The organism is Streptomyces sp. NPDC003247 (assembly GCF_042888135.1).
In the GTDB taxonomy this organism is placed as follows: domain Bacteria; phylum Actinomycetota; class Actinomycetes; order Streptomycetales; family Streptomycetaceae; genus Streptomyces.
On the sequence record NZ_JBIAPF010000008.1, the window covers coordinates 115,237 to 139,358 of the forward strand.

The 24,122-nt window shown below is 71.6% G+C and carries 21 protein-coding genes; 2 read left to right on the forward strand and 19 right to left on the reverse strand.

What is annotated here, in order from left to right; all coding sequences use genetic code 11:
* Nucleotides 1-15 precede the first annotated feature (15 nt).
* The 8 genes from alaS to ACFYWQ_RS26780 form a co-directional block, all read right to left on the reverse strand.
* Nucleotides 16-2,688: an alanine--tRNA ligase gene (gene alaS / locus ACFYWQ_RS26745; RefSeq protein ID WP_389519603.1), complete on the reverse strand. Its 2,673-nt coding sequence runs from the start codon at nucleotides 2,686-2,688 to the stop codon at nucleotides 16-18.
* Complete coding sequence (locus ACFYWQ_RS26750) at nucleotides 2,688-3,056, reverse strand: hypothetical protein (RefSeq protein ID WP_389519605.1); 369 nt, start codon at nucleotides 3,054-3,056, stop codon at nucleotides 2,688-2,690. Before ACFYWQ_RS26750 ends, alaS begins: the two co-directional genes overlap by 1 nt.
* Before the next feature lie 6 nt (nucleotides 3,057-3,062).
* Nucleotides 3,063-3,509: a DUF948 domain-containing protein gene (locus ACFYWQ_RS26755; protein ID WP_389519607.1), complete on the reverse strand. Its 447-nt coding sequence runs from the start codon at nucleotides 3,507-3,509 to the stop codon at nucleotides 3,063-3,065.
* A gap of 446 nt (nucleotides 3,510-3,955) precedes the next feature.
* On the reverse strand, nucleotides 3,956-4,570 hold the full coding sequence (gene rpsD / locus ACFYWQ_RS26760; RefSeq protein ID WP_129796831.1) for a 30S ribosomal protein S4: 615 nt from the start codon (nucleotides 4,568-4,570) through the stop codon (nucleotides 3,956-3,958).
* Between the two features lie 299 nt (nucleotides 4,571-4,869).
* Nucleotides 4,870-6,225: a replication-associated recombination protein A gene (locus ACFYWQ_RS26765; RefSeq protein ID WP_389519610.1), complete on the reverse strand. Its 1,356-nt coding sequence runs from the start codon at nucleotides 6,223-6,225 to the stop codon at nucleotides 4,870-4,872.
* An 83-nt stretch (nucleotides 6,226-6,308) separates the two neighbouring features.
* On the reverse strand, nucleotides 6,309-6,968 hold the full coding sequence (locus ACFYWQ_RS26770) for a vitamin K epoxide reductase family protein (RefSeq protein ID WP_389519612.1): 660 nt from the start codon (nucleotides 6,966-6,968) through the stop codon (nucleotides 6,309-6,311).
* A gap of 184 nt (nucleotides 6,969-7,152) precedes the next feature.
* Nucleotides 7,153-8,415, reverse strand: a complete 1,263-nt coding sequence (gene hisS / locus ACFYWQ_RS26775; protein ID WP_389519614.1) for a histidine--tRNA ligase — start codon at nucleotides 8,413-8,415, stop codon at nucleotides 7,153-7,155.
* 13 nt (nucleotides 8,416-8,428) lie between these two features.
* On the reverse strand, nucleotides 8,429-9,145 hold the full coding sequence (locus ACFYWQ_RS26780) for an MBL fold metallo-hydrolase (protein ID WP_389519616.1): 717 nt from the start codon (nucleotides 9,143-9,145) through the stop codon (nucleotides 8,429-8,431).
* A 179-nt stretch (nucleotides 9,146-9,324) separates the two neighbouring features.
* On the opposite strand from ACFYWQ_RS26780, the gene ACFYWQ_RS26785 reads away from it, so the two are divergent.
* Both ACFYWQ_RS26785 and ACFYWQ_RS26790 read left to right on the forward strand, forming a co-directional pair.
* On the forward strand, nucleotides 9,325-10,140 hold the full coding sequence (locus tag ACFYWQ_RS26785; RefSeq protein WP_389519618.1) for a peptidylprolyl isomerase: 816 nt from the start codon (nucleotides 9,325-9,327) through the stop codon (nucleotides 10,138-10,140).
* Between the two features lie 143 nt (nucleotides 10,141-10,283).
* Nucleotides 10,284-11,513, forward strand: a complete 1,230-nt coding sequence (locus ACFYWQ_RS26790) for a DUF349 domain-containing protein (protein WP_389519620.1) — start codon at nucleotides 10,284-10,286, stop codon at nucleotides 11,511-11,513.
* A 203-nt stretch (nucleotides 11,514-11,716) separates the two neighbouring features.
* Here ACFYWQ_RS26790 and ACFYWQ_RS26795 read toward each other — a convergent pair whose 3' ends face one another.
* The 11 genes from ACFYWQ_RS26795 to ruvC all read right to left on the reverse strand — a co-directional run bounded on the left by ACFYWQ_RS26795 (nucleotide 11,717) and on the right by ruvC (nucleotide 24,016).
* Nucleotides 11,717-12,859, reverse strand: a complete 1,143-nt coding sequence (locus ACFYWQ_RS26795) for a caspase family protein (protein WP_389519622.1) — start codon at nucleotides 12,857-12,859, stop codon at nucleotides 11,717-11,719.
* Nucleotides 12,843-13,268, reverse strand: coding sequence for a hypothetical protein (locus ACFYWQ_RS26800; protein ID WP_389519624.1), 426 nt, complete (start codon nucleotides 13,266-13,268; stop codon nucleotides 12,843-12,845). Before ACFYWQ_RS26800 ends, ACFYWQ_RS26795 begins: the two co-directional genes overlap by 17 nt.
* Entirely contained in the window at nucleotides 13,261-14,619 is a 1,359-nt protein-coding gene (locus ACFYWQ_RS26805) for a protein kinase (RefSeq protein WP_389519626.1), read from the reverse strand. The genes ACFYWQ_RS26800 and ACFYWQ_RS26805 overlap by 8 nt, the downstream gene beginning before the upstream one ends.
* 39 nt (nucleotides 14,620-14,658) lie before the next feature.
* Complete coding sequence (locus tag ACFYWQ_RS26810; protein WP_389519628.1) at nucleotides 14,659-17,190, reverse strand: RelA/SpoT family protein; 2,532 nt, start codon at nucleotides 17,188-17,190, stop codon at nucleotides 14,659-14,661.
* Nucleotides 17,191-17,442: 252 nt separating this feature from the next.
* Nucleotides 17,443-17,982 carry an adenine phosphoribosyltransferase gene (locus ACFYWQ_RS26815; protein ID WP_389519630.1) on the reverse strand — a complete coding sequence of 180 codons (540 nt, stop codon included), beginning with the start codon at nucleotides 17,980-17,982 and terminating at the stop codon, nucleotides 17,443-17,445.
* Entirely contained in the window at nucleotides 17,979-19,091 is a 1,113-nt protein-coding gene (secF, locus tag ACFYWQ_RS26820) for a protein translocase subunit SecF (protein WP_389519632.1), read from the reverse strand. The genes ACFYWQ_RS26815 and secF overlap by 4 nt, the downstream gene beginning before the upstream one ends.
* 3 nt (nucleotides 19,092-19,094) lie before the next feature.
* The gene (gene secD, locus ACFYWQ_RS26825; RefSeq protein ID WP_389519634.1) at nucleotides 19,095-20,876 is read right to left on the reverse strand and encodes a protein translocase subunit SecD; all 1,782 of its coding nucleotides are present in this window, start codon (nucleotides 20,874-20,876) and stop codon (nucleotides 19,095-19,097) included.
* Between the two features lie 137 nt (nucleotides 20,877-21,013).
* Nucleotides 21,014-21,496 carry a preprotein translocase subunit YajC gene (gene yajC, locus ACFYWQ_RS26830; protein ID WP_389519636.1) on the reverse strand — a complete coding sequence of 161 codons (483 nt, stop codon included), beginning with the start codon at nucleotides 21,494-21,496 and terminating at the stop codon, nucleotides 21,014-21,016.
* A gap of 243 nt (nucleotides 21,497-21,739) precedes the next feature.
* On the reverse strand, nucleotides 21,740-22,813 hold the full coding sequence (gene ruvB / locus ACFYWQ_RS26835) for a Holliday junction branch migration DNA helicase RuvB (protein ID WP_389519638.1): 1,074 nt from the start codon (nucleotides 22,811-22,813) through the stop codon (nucleotides 21,740-21,742).
* Between the two features lie 52 nt (nucleotides 22,814-22,865).
* Nucleotides 22,866-23,471, reverse strand: coding sequence for a Holliday junction branch migration protein RuvA (ruvA, locus tag ACFYWQ_RS26840; RefSeq protein WP_389519640.1), 606 nt, complete (start codon nucleotides 23,469-23,471; stop codon nucleotides 22,866-22,868).
* Complete coding sequence (gene ruvC / locus ACFYWQ_RS26845; protein ID WP_389519642.1) at nucleotides 23,468-24,016, reverse strand: crossover junction endodeoxyribonuclease RuvC; 549 nt, start codon at nucleotides 24,014-24,016, stop codon at nucleotides 23,468-23,470. The genes ruvA and ruvC overlap by 4 nt, the downstream gene beginning before the upstream one ends.
* Nucleotides 24,017-24,122: the final 106 nt, after the last annotated feature.

The window sequence follows — 24,122 nt, forward strand, 5'->3', positions numbered from 1 at the left end:
TCCGTGCCTCGGCGTTCACTTGGCCGTTTCCGCCACGAGGCGTTCGACGGCGTCGACGGCCTCGCCGACGGCGGCCGGGTTCTGGCCACCGCCCTGGGCGACGTCCGGCTTGCCGCCACCGCCGCCGCCGAGGGTCTTGGCGGCCGTACGGACCAGCTCGCCGGCCTTGAGGCCGCGCTCACGGGCGGCCTCGTTGGTGGCGATGACCGTCAGCGGCTTGCCGTTCGCCACGGCGAACAGGGCCACGACGGCGGCCCGGCCGCCCTGGATGCGGCCGCGGACGTCGAGCACCAGCCTGCGCAGGTCGTCGGCGGTGGTGCCGTCCGGAACCTGTCCGGTGACCAGGGCGACGCCCCGCACGTCCTGGGCGGACTCGGCGAGACCGGCGGCAGCCTGGAGCACCTTCTCGGCGCGGAACTTCTCGATCTCCTTCTCGGCGTCCTTCAGCTTGCCGAGCATGGCGGAGACCTTCTCCGGGAGCTCCTCCGGACGGCCCTTGATCAGCTCCTGGAGCTGGGCGACGACCGTGTGCTCGCGGGCGAGGAAGTTGTAGGCGTCGACACCGACGAGGGCCTCGATGCGGCGCACGCCCGAGCCGATGGACGACTCGCCCAGCAGCTTCACCAGGCCCAGCTGGGAGGTGTTGTGCACGTGCGTGCCGCCGCACAGCTCCTTGGAGAAGTCGCCGATGGTCACCACGCGGACGCGCTCGCCGTACTTCTCGCCGAACTCGGCGATGGCACCCTGCTTCTTGGCCTCGTCGATGCCCATGACGTCGGCGCGGACGTCCAGGTCGCGGGCGAGCACCTCGTTGATCTTCTGCTCGACGTCGGTCATCACGGCCGTCGGAACGGCGGACGGCGAGCCGAAGTCGAAGCGGAAGCGGCCCGGCTGGTTCTCGGAACCGGCCTGGGCGGCCGTCGGGCCGAGCGCGTCGCGCAGGGCCTGGTGCGTGAGGTGGGTGGCCGAGTGGGCGCGGGCGATGGCCGTGCGGCGGCGGGAGTCGATCGAGGCGTGGGCGGTGGCGCCGACGGTGACCTCGCCGACCTGGACGACGCCCTTGTGGACGTAGACGCCCGGGACCGGCTTCTGGCAGTCGCGGATCTCGATGACGGCACCCGTGTCGACCTTGATGCGGCCGGTGTCGCCGATCTGGCCGCCGCCCTCGGCGTAGAACGGGGTGCGGTCGAGGACGATCTCGACCTCGTCGCCCTCGGAGGCGGCCGGGGAGGAGACGCCGTCGACGAGGATGCCGACGATGGTGGACTCGCCGTCGGTGTCGGTGTAGCCGATGAAGTCGGTCTCACCGGCCTTGTCGGCGATCTCGCGGTAGGCGCCGACCCCGGCGTGGCCGGTCTTCTTGGCCTGGGCGTCGGCCTTGGCGCGCTCCCGCTGCTCCTTCATCAGGCGGCGGAAGCCGTCCTCGTCCACGGAGAGGCCCTGTTCGGCGGCCATCTCCAGGGTGAGGTCGATCGGGAAGCCCCAGGTGTCGTGGAGCAGGAAGGCCTTGTCGCCGGCGAGGACCGTGCCACCGGACTGCTTGGTCTCGGTGACGGCGGTGTCGAGGATGTTGGTGCCGGCCTTCAGCGTCTTGAGGAAGGCGTTCTCCTCGGCGAGGGCGACCTTCTCGATGCGCTCGCGGTCGGTGACCAGCTCCGGGTACTGCTGGCCCATCATCTCGATCACCGTGTCGATCAGGTCCTTGACGACCGGACCGGTGGCGCCGAGGAGGCGCATGTTGCGGATGGCGCGGCGCATGATGCGGCGCAGCACGTAGCCGCGGCCCTCGTTGCCGGGGGTGACGCCGTCGCCGATGAGCATCACGGAGGTGCGCATGTGGTCGGTGACCACGCGCAGGGAGACGTCCGAGCCGTGGGCGTCGCCGTAGGCGACACCGGTCAGCTCGGTGGCCTTCTTGATGACGGCCATGGAGGTGTCGATCTCGTACATGTTCTGCACGCCCTGCAGAATCATGGCGAGGCGCTCCAGGCCGAGGCCCGTGTCGATGTTCTTGCTGGGCAGTTCGCCGAGGATCTCGAAGTTGTCCTTGCCGATGCCCTCGCCGCGCTCGTACTGCATGAAGACGAGGTTCCAGATCTCCACGTACCGCTCGTCGTTGACGGCGGGGCCGCCCTCGACGCCGAACTCGGGGCCGCGGTCGTAGTTGATCTCGGAACAGGGGCCGCACGGGCCGGGGACGCCCATGGACCAGTAGTTGTCCTTCATGCCGAGGCGCTGGATGCGCTCCTTGGGCACGCCGACGACCTCGTGCCAGATGCGCTCGGCCTCGTCGTCGTCCTTGTAGACGGTGATCCAGAGCTTCTCCGGCTCCAGGCCGTAACCGCCCTTGTCCTGGGGGCTGGTGAGCAGCTCCCAGGCGTGCTTGATGGCGCCTTCCTTGAAGTAGTCGCCGAAGGAGAAGTTGCCGCACATCTGGAAGAACGTGCCGTGGCGCGTGGTCTTGCCGACCTCTTCGATGTCGGGCGTGCGCACGCACTTCTGCACGCTGGTGGCGCGCGCGAAGGGCGGCTTGACCTCGCCCAGGAAGTAGGGCTTGAAGGGCACCATGCCGGCCGGGACGAGGAGCAGAGTCGGGTCGTCCGCGATGAGCGACGCCGAAGGCACGACGGTGTGCCCGCGCTCCTCGAAGAAGCTCAGCCAGCGGCGGCGGATCTCAGCCGACTCCATCAGTGGTCCTCATTCCGGTTGTACGGGTGCTTCGCCCGCGGGTACGCCGTGTTCTCGATGTACCGGGCGTTCTTCGGTGTGGTGCGGTTCTCGATGGCGGCGTACCGCCGGGGTGCGGAGAGCTCGGGGTTCTCGTGGATCCCGAGGACCTCCTCCAGCTCGGCCTCCCGCTGGGCCATGTTGTCGCGGACGTCGAGCGCGAAGCCCACCGCGCGGTCCTTGAGGCGCGCTCCCGTCTCGAGGGCCTTGTTCGCCGCGGTCGCGGCGAGGCTCTCGGGGGTCAGCTGCTTCAGCTTGCGGTTGACCTTGGTGGTGGCCCACACACCGGCGGCGACGCCCGTGGTGAACCAGAAGGTACGGCGGAACATGCTGCGTCAGTCCCTCTTTCCACGGGAGGTCCGCTTCGCCCGCCGCGAGGCCGGGACGGTCCGCCCCACGATCACGGTACGACGGGGCTCCTTCGCGGGCACGTCGTCCTTGCGCCCGCCGAGGGCCCGGCGTACGCCGTAGCCGAAGGCGGCGATCTTCACCAGGGGGCCGCCGAAGGTGGAGGCGACCGTGGTGGACAGTGCCGAGGCGTTGGAGGTGACCTCCTGGACGTCCGAGGCGATCGCGTCGACCCGGTCGATCTGGGTCTGCGCCGAGCGCACCGTGGCGGAGGCGTCGGCCAGCAGCGGAACCGCCTGCTCGGTCACGTCCGCGACCAGCTTGGTGGTCGCCCTGAGCGTCTGGGCCAGCCTCGCCAGTGCGACGGCGAGGAAGGAGACCAGGATCGCCCAGAACACGGCCACCAGGATGCCGGCCACCTCTCCACCGGACACTGCGCACCCGCTCCCTGATACGTGCCTCTGCATCGAAAAAGTCGTGCACCGAGCCTATCGCGCCGCAAGCGGCGCTCCGAACCGGATTTGCCGGTGCGGACCGCCGGGTCGCGCGGGCACGGGCCTTAGGTCCTGTCGTCACATTCCCGTCGTCGCCCGAAGGGCGGCCCTGCGGCGTCAGGTGCGTGCTCTGGGGGTCCCCCCGGCCGAAGGCTGGGGGAGTGCCGGGCCCTGACCCTCGTACTGGATGTACTCGGGTCTGGGCCCGGTGCGGCGAGTGGGGGCACCGCCCACGCCGTTCAGGCAGTGGGGGAGCGTGCATGGCGTCGCGGGGCAGACGGGAATGTGACGACAGGGCCTAGAACGCGGGAACCCGCCGCCCCGGCCGCCCGGGAGGGGCGGCGGGACGGCGGGTCCGGGCGCAGGGTCCTGCGTCCGCCGGGGGATCAGCGGGCGTAGTACTCGACGACGAGCTGCTCGTCGCAGATGACCGGGATCTCCTTGCGGTTCGGCTCGCGGTCCAGGCGGAACGCCAGGGCCTTGAGGTTCACCTGGAGGTAGCGCGGGGTCTCGCCGTCGGGGGCGAAGCCGCCCTCACGGGCGATCGAGAAGAGGGTCTTCTCGCGGCTGCGCTCGCGGACCATCACGACGTCGTCGGGACGGACGCGGAACGAGGGCTTGTCGACCTTCTGGCCGTTGACCTCGATGTGGCCGTGGACGACCATCTGGCGGGCCTGGTAGATCGTGCGGGCGATGCCCGAACGCAGGACCAGGGCGTCGAGGCGGCGCTCCAGCTCGATGATCAGGGCCTCACCGGTCTTGCCCTGGACCTTGGAGGCACGCTCGTAGGCGCGGACGAGCTGGCGCTCGGACACGTCGTACTGCGCGCGCAGGCGCTGCTTCTCCAGCAGACGGACCTTGTAGTCCGAGTTCTGCTTGCGGCCGCGGCCGTGCTCACCCGGCGGGTAGGGGCGGGCCTCGAAGTACTTGACGGCCTTCGGGGTCAGCGCGATGCCGAGGGCACGCGACTTCTTGACCTTGGGGCGGGACTGGTTCGCCACTGTCTCTCATTTCCTGGTGTCGGCTTGTCAGGGTCGAGGGAGGTCGCATCCGCAGCCGGGGAAACCCGTCGGGTCCACTGGTGGACCTGCCGGGCAGCCGCTCCCCTGGTCTGGGCACATACGTGCAGCACGCGAGTGGCCCACCGACCGTCCCGGGACTCCGGGTGGTGGTGGGCTGCCCGCGACACCGTTCGACGGTGCGCGACGCTCCTTGGGCCGGTTCCCGAAGGACCGGCTCCGGCCGACTGTCCCGTTCTGACTGCACGGGACGCGGCGCTTCAGGCGATTCTACAGGGTGCTCACGTGCGCTTGCGACCGAGGTGCTTCCTGGTCCACTCCACCGCGTCCGCGTACCGGGCCTCGGCGCCGTGCCGGGTGGGCGTGTAGTACTCGCGCCCCGTGACGGCGTCCGGGGCGTACTGCTGGGCGGCGATCCCCTCGGGCAGGTCGTGCGGGTACACGTACCCCTGCGCGTGCCCCAGCTTGGCCGCGCCCTTGTAGTGGCCGTCCCGCAGATGCGGCGGCACGGGCCCGGCCAGGCCCTTGCGCACGTCGTCCAGGGCGGCGCCGATCGCGGTCGTCGCGGCGTTGGACTTGGGGGCCAGGGCGAGGGCGATGGTGGCGTGGCTGAGGGTGAGGGCGGCCTCGGGGAAGCCGATCATGGCGACGGCCTGGGCGGCGGCGACCGCGATCGGCAGGGCGTTGGGGTCGGCGAGGCCGATGTCCTCGCTGGCGGAGATCATCAGGCGGCGGGCGATGAAGCGGGGGTCCTCACCGGCCTCGATCATGCGGGCCAGGTAGTGCAGGGCGGCGTCGACGTCGGAGCCGCGGATGGACTTGATGAGGGCGCTGGCGACGTCGTAGTGCTGGTCGCCGTCGCGGTCGTACTTCACCGCCGCCCGGTCGACCGTCTCCTCCAGGGTGGCGAGGGCGATCTCCGTCTCGTCCTTGTCGAGCGCGGCCCCGGCGGCGGCCTCCAGGGCGGTCAGGGCCCGGCGGGCGTCGCCGCCGGCGATGCGCAGGAGGTGGCCCTCGCTGTCCTCGGGGAGGGTGACGGCGCCCTTGAGGCCCCGGTCGTCGACGAGGGCGCGCCGGATGAGGCCGCGCAGGTCGTCGTCGGTGAGGGGTTCGAGCGTGAGCAGCAGGGAGCGGGAGAGCAGGGGGGAGATCACCGAGAAGTAGGGGTTCTCGGTGGTGGCCGCGATCAGGGTCACCCAGCGGTTCTCGACGGCCGGGAGGAGGGAGTCCTGCTGGGCCTTGCTGAAGCGGTGGATCTCGTCGAGGAAGAGGACGGTCTCCTTGCCGAAGCCGCCGGTGGCGCGGCGGGCGCCGTCGATGACCGCGCGGACCTCCTTGACGCCGGCGGTGATCGCGGACAGTTCGACGAAGCGCTTGTTGGTGGCCTTGGAGACGACGTAGGCGAGGGTCGTCTTGCCGGTGCCGGGCGGACCCCACAGGATCACCGAGGACGGACCGGCCGGGCCCTTGGCGCCCTCGCCGACCAGGCGGCGCAGGGGGGAGCCCGGCTTCAGCAGGTGCTGCTGGCCCACGACCTCGTCGAGGGTGCGCGGGCGCATCCGGACCGCCAGGGGGCTGCCGGCGGGGTCCTTCTCCTGGCGTTCTTCTGCTGCGGCGGTGAACAGGTCGGGCTCCACGCTGAAACCCTAAATCACCGCACCGACAGTCCGGCCGGGGCGGTCGCCTGCCCGAGGGCGGGGCAGCCGGCCCCGGGGGTGGGTCAGCTGGTCCAGAACTCCCACCAGCGGGTCAGGATCAGCATGCCGATGATGCCGATGTGCAGCACCGGCAGGACCCAGGTGAACTCGCCGAAGAAGCCCTTCAGCCAGCCCGGGGCGGGCAGGAAGCCGTTGCGGACGTTGAACGAGGTCACGTACCAGAACATGGTGATCGTCGCGACCCAGGCCAGGCAGCACCACAGGCACAGGGCGTTGATCCGGTACAGGGACTGGAACTGGAGCCAGGCGCAGAAGACGACGCCGAAGAGCGTGCCGAAGTTGAAGGTGAGCCAGTACCAGCGCGGGAAGCGGGCGCGGGCCAGCAGGCTCATGCCGACGCAGATGACGATGCCGTAGGCGACGAGGCCGAGCATCGGGTTGGGGAAGCCGAAGGCGGCGGCCTGCTTGCTCTCCATGACGCTGCCGCAGGAGACCACGGGGTTCAGGCTGCACCCGGGGGTGAACGTCGTGCCCGCGACCTTGGCCTCGAGCAGCTTGAACTTGTCGATCGTGATGACCCACGCGGCGAGCAGACCGGCCGCGCCGGTGATCACCAGCAGCAGCGCGAACGCCCGGCTGCCGCCCGCCGTCCCCGGTGCGGCCGCCCCGGCACGCTCCGGATCGGGCTCGGTGGAGACGTCTCGAACTGTCGTCTTGCTCATCACGCCGATTCCGTCACTTGAGAGTTGGACCTTCTTCGGGCAGGCCCATTGTGCCGCACCCGCGCGCGTGCGCACCGTTCGCTTCCCATAAGGGTGAGCGGTACACGGCGGGCAGGTGTTCCGTTCTCCTGTACGGCGAAGGCGCCGGGCGCCCTGTACGGCACCCGGCGCCCCCGCGCGCGTGTCAGCCGAGCCGTGCTTCCAGCTCCGCGACGATCTCGTTGACGCCGACCGCCGTCTGCTCACCGGACTCCATGTCCTTGAGCTGGACGACGCCCTCGGCGAGGTCGCGTTCACCGGCGACGATCGCGTAGCGGGCGCCGCTGCGGTTGGCGTTCTTCATGGCGCCCTTGAGGCCCTTGGCACCGTAGGAGAAGTCGGCGGCGACGCCCAGCTTGCGCAGTTCGGTGACCTTGGCGAAGAGGACGCGGCGGGCCTCCTCGCCGAGCGGGACGGCGAACACGCTGGTGGCCGACGGCAGTTCGAGCTCGATGCCCTCCGCCTCCAGCGCCAGGACCGTGCGGTCGACGCCGAGGGCCCAGCCGACGGACGGCAGCGCGGGGCCGCCGATCATCTCGGACAGGCCGTCGTAGCGGCCGCCGCCGCCCACCGCGGACTGCGAGCCGAGACCGTCGTGGACGAACTCGAAGGTCGTGCGCGTGTAGTAGTCCAGGCCGCGGACCAGCTTGGGGTCGTCCTCGAAGGCGACGCCCGCCGCGGTGATCAGGTCGCGGACCTCCTCGTGGTACGCCTTGCAGGCGTCGCAGAGGTAGTCGCGCAGGAGGGGGGCGTCGGTGAGCTGCTTCTGCACGTCCTGGCGCTTGTCGTCGAGGACCCGCAGGGGGTTGATCTCGGCGCGGCGCAGGGTGTCCTCGTCCAGGTCGAGGCCGCGCAGGAAGTCCTGGAGGGCGGCGCGGTAGACCGGACGGCACTCCTTGTCGCCGAGGCTGTTCAGGAGGATGCGGAAGTCGCGCAGACCGAGCGAGCGGTACGCCTGGTCGGCCAGGATGATCAGCTCGGCGTCCAGCGCCGGGTCCTCGGCGCCGATCGCCTCGGCGCCGACCTGGGAGAAGTGGCGGTAGCGGCCCTTCTGGGGACGCTCGTAGCGGTAGTACGAGCCCGAGTACCAGAGCTTGACCGGCAGGTTGCCCGCCTTGTGGAGGTTGGCCTCCAGGGCGGCGCGCAGCACGGACGCGGTGCCCTCGGGGCGCAGCGCCAGCCGGTCGCCGCCCTTCGTCTCGAAGGCGTACATCTCCTTGGTCACGATGTCGGTGGACTCGCCGACACCGCGGGCGAACAGCTCGACGCTCTCGAAGCCGGGTGTCTCGACGTAGCCGTAGCCGGAGGTGCGCAGCGGGGCGGCGATCGCCTCGCGCACGGCGAGGTAGGTGGCGCTGTCCGGGGGGATCAGGTCGTACGTGCCCTTGGGGGCCTTGAAGGTGCTCACGGGAGGTCTCTCGTCACATTCCTCGTCGGGGAGCCTCGGAGGCGCCGCGTCCTCGGCGGTCTTCCGCCAGTTGCCGCAGATACGGGTTGCTGGCGCGCTCCTGGCCGATGGTCGTCTGGGGGCCGTGGCCGGACAGCACCACGGTCGAGTCGTCGAGCGGCAGGCACACGCGGGCCAGCGAGTCGAGCATCTCGGCCATGTCGCCACCGGGCAGGTCGGTGCGTCCGACGGAGCCGGCGAACAGCAGGTCGCCCGAGAAGAAGACGGACGGAACGTCCGCGGCCTCGGGCATCCGGAAGGTCACCGACCCCTTGGTATGGCCCGGCGCGTGCGCGACGGAGAACTCCAGACCGGCCAGGTCCAGCCGCGCGCCGTCGGTCAGCTCCCGGACGTCGTCCGGCTCCCCCACCGTCAGCTCGCCCATCAGCGGCATCCCCAGGGACCGGCCCAGCGCCTTCTCGGGGTCGCTCATCATGTAGCGGTCCTCGGGGTGGATCCAGGCCGGCACGTCGTGCGCGCCGCAGACTGGGACGACCGAGGCGACGTGGTCGATGTGGCCGTGGGTGAGGACGACGGCGACGGGCTTGAGCCGATGCTTCCTGATCGCTTCCTCGACTCCGGGGGCCGCCTGGTGGCCCGGGTCGATGATCACGCACTCCTCACCGGCGGCGGGGGCGACGAGATAACAGTTCGTCCCCCAGGCCCCGGCGGGGAACCCGGCAATGAGCACGATCGTCCTTCGTTGTGTCGGTACGGGATGGCTTGCGAGCGGCTACGCCCGTCGTCAGAGCCTACCGGCGCTGCCGTTTCCTCAGCGAACCCATATACGGTACGGGGCACACGCGCGCGGTCGGCTCACCGGGCGCTCGCGTACCGGCCGTCGTACGAGACGCATGAGGAGAGAACCCGGTGGTCACCCAGGAACAGCGCAAGCGTCAGCTAGCCCGGGAGAAGTTCTTGCGGCAGCAGCAGCGCCGCACGGCCGCGCGGCGCAAGGCGCGCGTGCGCAACTCGGTGATCGCGTCGGTGCTCGGCGTGGTCCTGGTGGGCAGCCTGGCGCTGTACACCACGGGCGTGATGAAGGACGACGACAAGGCGAGCGCGAGCACGGAGGCGTCCGCGTCCGCCACGCCCAGCGCGGTCGAGGACCCGTGCGAGAAGGCCGCCGCGGGCTCCGTCAAGACGGCGACCTGGAAGAAGGAGCCGGCGATCACGATCGACAAGTCGGCGAAGTACACGATGACGCTGGCGACGACGTGCGGTGACATAGACATCGCGCTGAAGGCGTCGGCGGCCCCGCACACCGTGAACTCCTTCGACTTCCTCGCGGGCAAGGGCTACTTCGACCACACCAAGTGCCACCGGCTCACCACCAACGGCATCTACGTGCTCCAGTGCGGCGACCCGACGGGCAGCGGCAGCGGCGGTCCGGGCTACACCATCCCGGACGAGAACCTGAAGGACACGAGCCTGAAGGACGACATCTACCCGGCGGGCACGGTCGCGATGGCCAACACCGGTGAGGCGGACACCGGCGGCAGCCAGTTCTTCCTCGTCTACCAGGACAGTTCGCTCCCGCCGAGCTACACCCCGTTCGGTACGGTGTCGGCCGACGGCATGACGGTCCTGAAGAAGATCGCCGCCGCGGGTGAGAACACGGGCGCCGGTGACGGCGCCCCGAACGCGACGGTCGTGATCGACAAGGCGACGGTCACCAAGTCCTGACGGCAGGGGCGGTCAACTGCGCAATTTCGGTCGCGCTGGATGCGGACAGGCGACCCGCCGTTCGCCTATGTTGGCCGTGACGAAACTGTGGACGATGCCCGGGGCTGCGAAACTCCCCGCAGGCATCATGTGGAGGAGGCGCTGTGAGCAGCGACCCGTGGGGCCGCGTCGACGAGACGGGGACCGTGTACGTGCGGACGGCCGATGGCGAGCAGGTCGTCGGTTCCTGGCAGGCCGGCTCCCCCGAGGAGGCACTGGCCTACTTCGAGCGCAAGTACGAGGGCCTGGTTGTCGAGATCGGCCTCCTCGAGAAGCGGGTCCGGACCACGGACCTGTCCGCCAAGGACGCCCAGGTCGCCATCGACCACATCCGCGAGCAGGTGGACGCGCACCACGTGGTCGGCGACCTAGACGCGTTGCGGGCCCGGCTGGACAAGCTGGTGGCGACCGTCGAGGCGCGCCGCGAGGAGCGCAAGCAGCAGCGCGCCAAGCAGTCCGACGAGGCCCGCAAGGCCAAGGAGGACCTGGTCACGGAGGCGGAGCAGCTGGCGCAGTCCGACCAGTGGCGGGCGGCCGGTGAACGGCTGCGGTCCCTGGTGGACACCTGGAAGGGCCTGCCGCGTCTGGACCGCAAGTCGGACGACGAGCTGTGGCACCGGTTCTCGCACGCGCGCTCGGCGTTCTCCAAGCGGCGCAAGGCGCACTTCGCGCAGCTGGACGCACAGCGCGAGGAGGCCCGCCGGGCCAAGGAGCGGCTGGTCGCCGAGGCCGAGGCGCTGTCGGGCTCGGTGGACTGGGGTCCGACGGCGGCGCGTTACCGCGAGCTGATGACGGAGTGGAAGGCCGCGGGCCGGGCGCAGCGCGAGCACGAGGACGACCTGTGGAACCGCTTCCGCGGCGCGCAGGACGTCTTCTTCGCGGCCCGCAGCTCGGTCTTCGCGGAGCGGGACGCGGAGCAGGCGGAGAACCTGAAGCTGAAGGAGGAGCTGGCCGAGGAGGCCGAGAAGATCCTCCCGGTCACGGATCTGAAGGCGGCGCGGGCCGCGTTCCGCTCGGTCAACGAGCGCTGGGAGGCCATCGGCCATGTGCCGCGGGACGCCCGGCCGAAGGTCGAGGGCCGGATGCACACCGTGGAGCGGGCGATCCAGGAGGCCGAGGAGGCCGAGTGGCGCCGGACCAACCCGGAGGCGCGGGCGCGTGCCGCGGGTCTGACCGGTCAGCTCCAGGCGGCCGTGGACAAGCTGACGTCCCAGATCGAGCAGGCGCGTGCCCAGGGCAACACCGCCAAGGCCGACAAGCTGGAGCGGGAGCTCCAGGGCCGTCAGGCGCTGCTGGACCAGGCGCTGAAGGGCCTGCACGAGTTCGGCGGCTGAGCCGACACCCGTCGGTGCCGTAGCGGCCCGGCCGTGGGAGACCACGGCCGGGCCGTCGCACGTTCCGGTGAGCCGGTGCCTTCCGGGGACCTCGCACGTTCCGGTGACGTTGCGGTGGCCTCGCACGTTCCGGTGCCCCGCGGCTTCGGCGGCCCCACGCGGGCGGCTGCGCGCGACCGGAGGCCGGGGGCGCGGCGCCCGTGTCAGGCCGGCCCCGGCGCGCCCCGCTCGCTGATGTCCAGGGCGTGCTTGAGCACCTCGCAGGCTTGGAGGTGGTTGCCGGACTCCTGGAGCAGGTCGGCCAGCCGCCGGCAGACGAGGACGGCCTCGGGACCGTACACCTTGTGGACCTGGTGGAAGGCGAGTTCCAGTACCTCGATGGCCTCCTTGACCTGGCCGGTCTCGGCGAGCAGCTCGGAGAGTTCGAGCTGGACGGCGAGCAGGTCGCCCTCGCTGCCGGCGGTCTGCTGTTCCTGGAGGGCGAGGCGCAGGACGGGCAGGGCGTCGCGGGTGTTGCCCTCCGCGCGCAGGAGCCGGGCGACGGCGAGTCCGGTGGAGACCATGGCGGTGCGGACGTCGGCGGCCAGGACGGGGCCCGCGGGGGCGCGCAGACCGGCGCGGGCCTTGTTGCGGGCCAGGGGGAGGCGTCCGACGCCGTTCTCCTGGGAGTGCTGGGGCAGCGGGCGGTTCTTGGCGCGCAGCCGCTCCAGCAGGACGCGGTAGAGCGTGTCGAGGTCGAGCAGCTCCGGGCCGTTGTCCACGCCGTGGCGCAGCACGCCCAGCAGTTCGCCGGTGAAGGCGGTGTAGCGCTCGCCGTCGGGGGCCAGGGCGATCCGGTCGCGGGGTGAGGCGGTGAGGACGTAGGCGCCGTCCACGGCGGCCTCGGCGGCGAGGACGTCGCCTCCGGCCAGGGCGCGGGCGGCGCGGCCGCTGAAGCAGCAGTCGAGGACGACGACCTTGCGGCGGGCCCGGGCGGACCGCAGGGCGGAGCGCAGGTGCTGGTAGGCGACGGCCGTGTAGCCGAGGTGTTCGCGGGAGTCGCCCAGGGCGAGGTAGAGGTCGGCGGAGTCGGCGTCGCGCAGGCCGTGGCCCGCGAAGTAGACGAGGAGGGTGTCGGTGGCCTCCTCGCCGGCCTGGTGGACGGGGTCGAGGATCGTGTGGGCGCTCAACGGGTCGGTGACGACCGTGCAGTGCTGTACGGGCAGCCCCCAGACGGTGGCGTCGCACAGTTCGGCGGCGAGGTCGACGACGCCCGTCTCGACGGCGGGCAGCTGGGGCAGGTGGCGGTAGGAGGCGGTGCCGATGAGGACGGCCCGCGAGCGCGCCGGGTCAGGCAGTGCCGTCATCGCCTCCGCTTCCTTCGGTGCGCGGTCCGGGCAGGGTGGCGGGCGCGGTGTCGCCGTCGAGGAGGACGACGAGACGGCGTACGGTCTCCTCGTCGCGGGCCGCGCGGGCGGTGAGGAGGACCTCCACGTCGCCGCGGCGCAGGGTGACGGCCGGGGCGCGGCGCCGGGAGGTCTGCCACTGGAGGACGGAGACGACGAGCGAGGCCGCCGACAGTCCGCCGGAGACGGCGAACTGGAGGACGTCGAAGCCGGTGCCCATGCCGCCGGGTGGGTGCGGGGCCGCGCCGGCGGGCCGGACGGGCAGGCCGACGCTTTCGTCCTCCCGCAGCCAGCGCAGCAGGGACCGCAGATCGTCCTCGGTCCCCGTGGTGTCCAGGGCGGCCGAGATGCCCGCGCCGGAGTCAGTCATCGTGTCCGTCCGTTCGTCGTGCCACACGTCGGTTGACGCTGGAGAACAGCTCCAGCGCGGGGCGCCCGGCGTCGAGCCTGGCCAGGCACACGGCATGCCAGTACTGGCTGGTCAGGGTGGTCGGGTGGTCGGGTCCGAGCGTGGTGAGGCAGACCGGGACCACGACGGACAGCATCTGCGCGGCCTCCTCCAGCCGGCCGCGCAGCACCAGGTTGACCGCCTCGCGCTGCCGGGCCAGCGCGCTCTGCGGGGTCATGGTGCCGAGCACGATCCGGCGGGTGGTGTCGCTGAGGGTGGCGGGCCGGAAGGGGTCGTCGGCCGGCCCGCGCCGGTCGGGCAGGGCGGCCGCCTCGTCCCAGAGGTACTCGGGCATCTCCTCGGCGCGGGACACCGACTCGGGGACGTCGGGCACCACCCACGCGTCGTGCAGGGCGTCGTCGCGCGCCCGGTCCGTCACCAGGTCGACCAGCCGCTCCGTGCCGCCGTAGGACAGGGGCAGCAGGGTCTCGCGGAGGGACTCGGCGTTCTGGCGGCGCAGGGCGGGGTCCTGCCGGCACAGGTCGTCGACGAGCCGGCACAGGTCCGGCGGGCAGTCCGGGCGGCGGCCCGTGAGCGGCGGGACACCGTCGCCGAGGGCGCGGTGGATGATGGCGCCGTAGTCGACGGTCGGGCCGAACGGCAGCTCGCCCGTGATCATCAGGTACATGCAGGCGCCCAGGCCGTACCAGTCCGCCGCCCGTTCCGGCAGGGCGCCCCGCATGGCCTCGGGGGCCATGAACTGGGGGGTGCCGACGATGGCTCCGGTGCGGGTGATCGCGGCCTCGCCGGCCAGCCGGGCCAGTCCGAAGTCCTGGAGGACGACCCGCCCGTTGCGGGTGAGGCCGACGTTCGTGGGCTTGACGTCGCGGTGCAGCACGCCGGCCGTGTGGGCGGCCTCCAGGGCCTCGGCGATGCCCAGGGCCACCGTGCACACCACGGTCGTCGGCAGCGGCCCCGCGGACGACGCCAGGTCGGCCAGGGTGGTGCCGTCGAGCACCTGCATCACGAGGTAGGGGGTGCCGTCGTGCACGCCGCTGTCGTACAGCGTGACGACGCCGGGGTGGTCGATCCTGGCCAGGGCGCGGGCCTCGCGCTGGAAGCGGTCCCAGGCCTCGCTGTCCCCGGTCAGCCCCTCGACGGTGGTGAGCATCTTCAGGGCGACGCGACGGTCGAGCCGGGTGTCCTCCGCCTCGTGGACGACGCCCATGCCGCCGCGGCCGAGGAAGCGGACCGGCCGGTAGCGGCCGGCGACCAGGACCGGCACCGAGGGCGGCGCCCCGCCCGGTAATCCCTCGCGCCCCGGCCCGCCCATCCCGCTCCCCCGTCTCCGCCGCTCAGGTCATCCCGTAGGTTACGGTCTCCGCGCCGACGTCACCCGGTAGACGTCGTACACGCCCTCCACCCCGCGGACGGCCTTCAGGACGTGACCGAGGTGCTTGGGGTCGCCCATCTCGAAGGTGAAGCGGGAGGTGGCGACCCGGTCCCGGGAGGTCTGGACGGCGGCCGAGAGGATGTTGACGTGCTGGTCGGACAGGACGCGGGTGACGTCCGACAGCAGCCGGGACCGGTCCAGCGCCTCGACCTGGATGGCGACCAGGAAGACCGAGGACTGCGTCGGCGCCCACTCGACGCCGAGGATGCGCTCCGGCTCGCGGGACAGTGACTCCACGTTGACGCAGTCGCTGCGGTGAACCGATACGCCACTACCGCGCGTGACGAAACCGATGATCGGATCGCCGGGGACGGGCGTACAGCAGCGGGCCAGTTTCACCCAGACGTCGTCGACGCCCTTGACCACGACACCGGGGTCGTTGCTGGTGCGCCGCTTGCGTCCGCGGCCGCGGGACGGCGGGACCGCCTCGTCGATCTCCTCGGTCGCGGCCTCCTCGCCGCCGAGGGCCTGCACCAGCTTCTGCACGACGTTCTGCGCGGCCACATGGCCCTCGCCGATCGCCGCGTACAGCGAGGAGATGTCCGGGTAGCGCATCTCGTGCGCCAGGGTGACCAGCGAGTCGCCGGTGAGGATGCGCTGGATCGGCAGGTTCTGCTTGCGCATCGCGCGGGCGATGGCGTCCTTGCCCTGCTCGATCGCCTCGTCGCGGCGCTCCTTGGAGAACCACCCCCGGATCTTGTTGCGGGCGCGCGGCGACTTGACGAAACCGAGCCAGTCGCGGGACGGGCCCGCGCCGGGGGCCTTGGAGGTGAAGACCTCCACCAGGTCGCCGTTGTCCAGGGTCGACTCCAGCGGTACGAGCCTGCCGTTGACCCGGGCTCCTATGGTGCGGTGGCCGACCTCCGTGTGGACGGCGTAGGCGAAGTCCACCGGGGTGGCCCCGGCCGGGAGCGCGATGACGTCGCCCTTGGGCGTGAAGACGAAGACCTCGTTGCGGGAGAGGTCGAAGCGCAGCGACTCCAGGAACTCGCCCGGGTCCTCGGTCTCCTTCTGCCAGTCGAGCAGCTGGCGCAGCCACGCCATGTCGTTGAGGTGGTCGTCCTTGCCCTTGCCGGACGACCTGGGCGCGTCGGTGCGGACCTTGGAGGCGCCGGCGACGGCCTCCTGCTTGTACTTCCAGTGCGCGGCGATGCCGTACTCGGCGCGGCGGTGCATGTCGAACGTGCGGATCTGGAGCTCGACCGGCTTGCCGTTGGGGCCGATGACCGTCGTGTGCAGCGACTGGTACATGTTGAACTTGGGCATCGCGATGTAGTCCTTGAACCGGCCGGGGACCGGGTTCCACCGCGCGTGCACCGTGCCGAGGGCCGCGTAGCAGTCGCGGACGGTGTCCACGAGGACGCGGATGCCCACCAGGTCGTAGATCTCCGCGAAGTCACGGCCGCGGACGATCATCTTCTGGTAGACGCTGTAATAGTGCTTCGGCCGGCCCGTGACGGTCGCCTTGATGCGGGCGGCCCGCAGGTCGGCCTGGACCTCGTCGGTCACTATGGCGAGGTACTCGTCGCGCTTGGGGGCGCGCTCGGCGACGAGGCGGACGATCTCGTCGTACATCTTGGGGTAGAGGATCGCGAAGGCGAGGTCCTCCAGTTCCCACTTGATGGTGTTCATGCCCAGGCGGTGGGCGAGCGGCGCGTAGATCTCGAGGGTCTCGCGCGCCTTCTTCTCCTGCTTCTCGCGCTTCAGGTAGCGCATGGTGCGCATGTTGTGCAGGCGGTCGGCGAGCTTGATGACCAGGACGCGCGGGTCCTTGGCCATGGCGACGACCATCTTGCGCACGGTCTCGGCCTGCGCGGCCTCGCCGAACTTGACCTTGTCCAGCTTGGTGACGCCGTCGACGAGGAGGGCGACCTGGTCGCCGAAGTCGCGGCGCAGGTCGTCGAGGCCGTACTCGGTGTCCTCGACGGTGTCGTGGAGCAGGCCCGCCATGAGGGTGGCCGGGTCCATGCCGAGTTCGGCGAGGATCGTGGTCACCGCGAGCGGGTGGGTGATGTACGGGTCGCCGCTCTTGCGCTTCTGGCCGCGGTGCCAGCGCTCGGCGACCTGGTAGGCGCGCTCGATCTGGCGCAGCGTCGACGTCTCGATCTTGGGGTCGTTGCTGCGCACTATCCGCAGCAGCGGCTCCAGGACCGGGTTGTACGGGTTGGCGCGCTGGACGCCGAGGCGGGCGAGACGGGCGCGGACGCGGTTGGAGGAGCCGGAGCGGGCGGGCGGCTGCGCGGCGGCCGGGCGGGCGGCGGGGGTGGTCGCGGAGCGCTCGGGCGCGGCCGGCTTGGGGCGGGCCTGCTCGGCCGGCTGCTCGACGGGGGCGGAGCGGTCGTGCTCGACCGGCCCACGGGCGTCGGCTTGCGTCCCCGACGCGGGCTTGGCCGCGGGCGCCGAGGCGGACTCGGGCTTGGCGGCGGTCAGGTGCTGGGCCTCGTCTGGCAAGAGGACTCCTCGTGCGCGATCCGGGTCCCCGGTCAGGCTCCGGAGCACCCATCGTAGCGATGCCGGGCTCCCGGATCGCCTTCAGGCCGATGTGAAGGCCGTGTACCCGGGAAACACCGGGGGTGTACCGGGGAAACACCAGGGGCGGGCACCGGATTCCTCCGGGCCCGCCCCTGATCCGTACGACAACCGTACGAGGGTGCCGTGATGTGTCCTTCCCGTCAGCCCGGCGCGGGGCGACGGCGGCCGGTCCTAGACCGTGAGCAGTGCCTCCAGCGGGGCTCCCCGCAGCGCCGCCTCCAGGCGGGGCCGGCCGGCCAGGAACCCGAGTTCCATCAGGACGGCGACGCCCGCGACCTCGGCGCCGGCGCGGTGGATCAGCCGGATCGACGCCTCGGCGGTGCCGCCGGTGGCGAGGACGTCGTCGACGATCAGGATGCGGTCGTCGGCGGTGAGGTCCTCGGCGTGGATCTCGATCTCGGCCGAGCCGTACTCCAGGTCGTAGGCCTGGGCGAGGGTGGCTCCGGGGAGCTTGCCCGCCTTGCGCACGGGGACGAAGCCGAGGCCGGCGCGGACGGCGACGGGGGCGCCGAGGATGAATCCCCGCGCCTCCAGGCCGACGATCTTGGTGGCGCCGGTGCGCTCGGCGACCTCGGCGAACGCGTCGGTGAGGGCGGTGAACGCCGCCGGGTCCGCGAGCAGCGGGGTGATGTCCTTGAACATCACCCCCGGCTCCGGGTAGTCGGCCACGTCACGGATACGGCTGAGCAGCAGCTCCTGGATGCCGGTCATCGGCGCTTCCCCGAGGGTCGGCCGCGGCCCCGGCCGCGGGAGGCGGGCTGGGTGCGCGGGCCGACGACGGCGGCCGCGTCCTCCGGCAGGTCCTCGCGGAGGTCGGTGCCGCGGGACTCGGTGTACTCCTCCTCGGCGGCGGCCTGGGCGCGCTTGGCCAGGACGCGCTTCTTCAGCGCCTTGTACTGGGGCTCGCGCTCCTTGAGGTCGGCGACGAGCGGCGTGGCGATGAAGATCGAGGAGTACGCACCGGCCGCGAGGCCGACGAACAGCGACAGCGAGATGTCGTTGAGCGTGCCCGCGCCGAGGAAGCCGCCGCCGATGAACAGCAGGCCGGCGACCGGGAGCAGCGCGACGACCGTGGTGTTGATGGAACGCACCAGGGTGCTGTTGATCGAGCGGTTGGCGATCTCGCTGTAGGTGAAGCGGGTCTGCTTGGTGAGGTCCTTCGTCTGCTCCTTGAGGGAGTCGAAGACGACGACCGTGTCGTACAGCGAGTAGCCGAGGATGGTCAGCAGACCGATCACCGTGCCCGGCGTGACCTCGAAGCCGACGAGGGCGTAGATGCCGACGGTGATGGTGATGTCGTGGACCAGGGCGACGAGCGCGGCGATGGCCATGCGCCACTCGAAGGCGATCGCCAGGTAGATCACGACGAGGACCATGAAGATCGCCAGACCCTGCCAGGCCTTGTTCGCGATCTGGTCGCCCCAGCTGGGGCCGACCAGGTCGGCGGCGATGGTCTCCGGGTCGACGTCGAAGTCCTCGGCGAGGGCGTTCTTGACCTTGTCGGACTGCTGGGTGTCCATGCCGGCGATCTGGATGCGCAGCGAGCCGTCGCCGAGCTTCTGCACGAGCGCCTCGTGGCCGGCCGCCTCCTCCGCGGCGGTCTCGGCCTGCGAGACCGAGACGGAGCTGTTCTTCGCGGTGGTGAAGACGGCGCCGCCCTGGAAGTCGATGCCCATGTTCAGGCCGCGGACGCCCAGGCCGAGGATGGCCGTGATGGTGATCAGGATCGAGATGCCGTACCAGATCTTGCGGTGCCCGATGAAGTCGTAGCTGATCTCGCCACGGTGCAGTCGGGCGCCGAGGTTACCGAGTTTCGACATCGCTCACGCCTCCTTCGGCTCGGCGGGGCCGGCGGCGGGACCGGCGGGACGACGGGTGCGGCGCAGCGGCGGCTTGGCGCCCAGGCTCTTCGGGTCGAGGCCGGACCACTTGTGGCCGCTCGCGAAGAACTTACGGCGGGCGATCAGCGTCATCAGCGGCTTGGTGAAGAAGAAGACCACGACCACGTCGAGGACGGTGGTCAGACCCAGCGTGAACGCGAAGCCCTGGACCTTGCCGACGGAGACGATGAAGAGCACCGCGGCGGCGAGGAAGGACACGAAGTCGGAGACCAGGATGGTGCGCCGGGCGCGCGGCCAGCCCCGCTCGACCGCGGGACGCAGCGAGCGGCCCTCGCGGATCTCGTCCCGGACGCGTTCGAAGTAGACGATGAACGAGTCCGCGGTGATGCCGATGGCGACGATGGCACCGCAGACGGCCGGCAGGTTCAGCGCGAAGCCGATGGCCGGGCCGAGCAGCGACATGAGCACGTAGGTGAGGGCCGCGGAGACCAGCAGCGAGGCGATCGCGATGAGGGACAGGCCGCGGTAGTAGGCCACCAGGTAGATGACCACCAGGGCGAGGCCGATGGCGCCGGCGAGCAGACCGGCGTGCAGCTGGTCACCGCCGAGCGCGGCGGTCACCGTGGTCACGCTCTGCTCCTGGAAGGAGAGCGGCAGCGCGCCGTAGGACAGCATGTTGGCGAGGTTCTGGGCCTCGTCCTGCGTGAAGCTGCCGGAGATCTGGGCCTGGCCGCCGGTGATGGAGGAACTGACGTACGGGCTGGAGACGACCTCGCCGTCGAGGACGATGCCGAACTCGTTCTGCGGGGCGCTGTTCTGGGCGAGCTCCGCGGTGATGTCGGCGAACTTCTTGGAGCCCGCGGAGTTGAAGTCCATCGTGACCTGCCAGCCGGCGGCGGTCTGGGTGTCGTAGACCGCCTGGGCCTTGTCGACCTCGGTGCCGTCGACGGCGGCCGGGCCGAGCAGGTACTTGTACCAGACGCCCTGGATCTGGCCGCAGCCCACGGTGGAGTCGGCGGGCTTGGCGCCCTCGCCGGCGGTGGCGCGGGCCGAGGCCTTGGAGCAGTCCAGGTCCGCGTACTCGGCTTCGAGTGCGGCGGTGTCGGTGTCGGAGGCGCTCGCGGAGGCCGACGGGCTCGCGGAGGCCGAGGCGCTCGCGGAGGCGGAGGCCGACGGGGTGGAGTCGGCCTTCAGCGCGTCGGTGACGGCGCGGCCCTGCGAGGTGGCGGAGGCCGACGGGGACGCGGAGGAGGAGGCCTCCTCATCGGCGGAGGCACTCGCGGAGGCGCCGGCGGACGCGCTCGGCGAGGCGGTGGACGAGCCGCTGGCGGACGGGCTGGGCGAGGCGCTCGCGGCGGTGCCGCTGGCCTCGCTGGCCAGGACCGGACGGAAGTACAGCTTGGCGGTGGTGCCGACCTGTTCCCGGGCTTCCTTGGAGTTGGTGCCCTTGGGGATGTTCACGATGATGTTGCTGTCGCCCTGGGTCTGCACCTCCGCCTCGGAGACGCCCAGACCGTTGACACGGCGGTTCATGATCTCGACCGCGGTGTCCATGTTGGCCTTGTTGATCGCGGACCCCTGGTCGGCCTTCGCCTCCAGCGTGATGCTCGTGCCGCCGGCAAGGTCGATGCCCAGACGCGGAGTGGTGTGTCCGGAGAGGAACATGCCTCCGGTGAGCGCCACGATCGCGATCAGGATCAGGGCCAGCGAGCGCCCCGGCTTGCTCTGGGCGCTCGCGCTCCGGCCCTTTTTAGGTGCTGCCACCTTCTCGTACTCCCTCTCGGGCCGCCTCGCGCCGGGTCAGCGCGGCGGCGGCCATGACATGGTGTCGGGATCCCCTGGTGCGAGATGCGCGCGCCCCGGGGCACGCGGGGCGCACCCGCGTGCCCCGGGGGGCGTGGCTACTTCTTCGCGTCGGAGTCGCCGTCGGTCTTCTTCGGCTCCGCGTCGGTCTCCGTGTCGGCGGCCCGCTCCTCGGTCTCGTCCTTCTTGCCGAGGTCGACGGGCTTGTCGTCGGAGGCGGCGGCAGCGTCGGCGGTCTCGTCGGACCCGGTGAGGGAGGAGGCGTCGTCCGGGACGACGTCGGACTTCAGGTCGTGCTCGATGCCGTGGACGATGCGGTTGTACTCGTCGTCGGTCAGGACGGCACCGATGGCGTTCTTCGCGAAGAGCAGCTCCACCCCCGGGCCGGCGTCGAGGAGGACCGTGTCCTCGTTGACCTCCTTGACGGTCGCGTACATGCCCCCGATGGTGCGGACACCACTGCCGGGCTGCATTGCGTTCCGCATGTCGGCGGCCTGCTGCTGCTTCTTCTTGGCCGACCGGGTCATCAGGAACATGGCCCCGATGAGCACGATGAACGGGAGGAGGGTCACGAGACTCACGGGTCGGTACTTCCTTCGCACGACCGCGATGGTGAGCGGCCTACTGGTTGGGGGTGTGTGCGCCGCCGACAACGGCGGCATCGGCGGAGTCTAAGCGAGTCCGCGCACAGGGAACAACGTTCAGCATGGCACCTGGGTTCCTCCGGCCGCCAATGCCCTGGCCGTCACCCTGCCGGGCTACGGCCGGGTGCCGGTCCGCCTTTCGGGTGCGCCGTACGTGCCGTCACCCGCCGTCACCTGGTGTCACGCCCCGAACAGGTTCTGCTGTCCGCTCCCCCCGGTCGTGGAGCGGGGCGGGGTGAGGCCCAGGTGGGTCCAGGCCGCGGGGGTGGCGACGCGGCCGCGCGGGGTGCGGGCGAGCAGGCCCTCCCGGACCAGGAAGGGTTCGGCGACCTCCTCGACGGTCTCGCGCTCCTCCCCCACCGCGACGGCCAGTGTGGACAGGCCGACCGGACCGCCGCCGAACAGTTTCAGCAGGGCCTCCAGGACCGCGCGGTCGAGGCGGTCGAGGCCGCGGGCGTCGACCTCGTAGACGGCGAGGGCCGCCGCGGCGATCTCGCGTGTGATGACGCCGTCCGCCTTGACCTGCGCGTAGTCGCGGACGCGGCGCAGCAGGCGGTTGGCGATGCGGGGCGTGCCACGGGAGCGGCCGGCGATCTCGGCGGCGCCGTCGGTGTCGATCTCGACGTCCAGGAGGTTCGCCGAGCGGTGGACGACGCGGCGGAGTTCGGCCGGTTCGTAGAACTCCATGTGGGCGGTGAAGCCGAAGCGGTCGCGCAGCGGGGGCGGCAGCAGGCCCGCGCGGGTGGTGGCGCCGACCAGGGTGAACGGGGGCAGCTCCAGCGGGATGGCGGTGGCGCCGGGGCCCTTGCCGACGATGACGTCGACGCGGAAGTCCTCCATCGCCATGTAGAGCATCTCCTCGGCGGGCCGGGACATGCGGTGGATCTCGTCGAGGAAGAGGACCTCGCCCTCCTGGAGGGAGGAGAGGATCGCGGCGAGGTCGCCGGCGTGCTGGATGGCGGGGCCGGACGTGATGCGGATCGGGGCGCCCATCTCGGCGGCGATGATCATCGAGAGGGTGGTCTTGCCGAGGCCGGGGGCGCCGGAGAGCAGCACGTGGTCGGCGGTGGCGCCGCGCGCGCGTGCCGCGCGCAGCACGAGGTCGAGCTGTTCGCGGACCTTCTCCTGGCCGATGAACTCGCCCAGGTCCTTGGGGCGCAGGGCGGCCTCGACGGCCTGGTCCTCGCGGTCGGCGACAGAGCCCACCAGCCGGTCGGCGGCGGCGCCGGTGTCGGTCGTGTCGTCCCAGTTCATGAAGTGTGCCTCGGGGTCTCGGGGTCGTTCGGCGCGGGCGGGGCGGCCGGGCTCAGCGCGCCCTGTTGAGGGTCTGCAGGGCCGCCCTCAGCAGCTGGCCCACCTGGGGCGTGCCCTCGGCCGCCTCCGCCTGGGGTGCGACGGCGGACACGGCCTCGTCGGCCTCGCGGGCCGCGTATCCGAGGCCGATCAGGGCGGCGTGCAGCTGGTCCCGCCAGCCCTGGGTGACCGGGGCGCCGGCCGCGGGGGCGCCGATCGGCTCGCCCAGGCGGTCCTTCAGCTCCAGCAACAGCTTCTGGGCGCCCTTCTTGCCGATGCCGGGGACCGCGGTGAGGGCCTTCTCGTCAGCGGTGGCGACGGCTCGGCGCAGGGCGTCCGGGGTGTGCACGGCGAGCATGGCCTGGGCGAGGCGGGGGCCGACGCCGCTGGCCGTCTGGAGCAGTTCGAAGACCTGCCGCTCGTCGTCGTCGGCGAAGCCGTACAGGGTGAGCGAGTCCTCGCGTACGACGAGGGAGGTGGCGAGCCTGGCGGGCTGGCCGAGCCGGAGCGTGGAGAGGGTGTTCGGCGTGCACTGCACGGCCATGCCGACCCCGCCCACCTCGACCACGGCGGCGTCGGGAGCGAGTGCGGCGACGGTGCCGCTCACGAAGGCGATCATGCCGTACGGCCTTTCGAGGGGGTGGGTGCGGTGGCGGTGTGCAGGGCGACGGCCTGCTGGAGGCGGTTCTGCGCGGGGGCGCGCCAGATGTGGCAGATGGCGAGGGCCAGGGCGTCGGCGGCGTCGGCGGGCCGGGGCGGCGCGCTGAGCCGCAGCAGGCGGGTGACCATGGCGCCGACCTGTGCCTTGTCGGCGCGGCCGCTGCCGGTGACGGCGGCCTTGACCTCGCTGGGGGTGTGCAGGGCGACGGGGATGCCGCGGCGGGCGGCGCAGAGCATGGCGACGGCGCTGGCCTGGGCGGTGCCCATGACCGTCCGGACGTTGTGCTGGCTGAAGACCCGCTCCACGGCGACGAACTCGGGCCGGTGCTCGTCGAGCCAGCGCTCGATGCCCTGTTCGACGGCGACGAGGCGCTGCCCCAGCTCGGCGTCGGCCGGCGTGCGGACGACGCCCACGCCGAGCATGGTGAGCGGACGGCCCGCGACCCCCTCGACCACACCGACACCGCACCGTGTCAGACCGGGGTCCACCCCGAGTACCCGCACGCCCCGCCCCTCCCGTCGACAGCCTGTTCGTGCAGGCTATCGGGTGCCACCGACAATGACGGCCGGCGGCGCCCGGCACGGCGACGGGCCGACGGGTGTGTCCCGT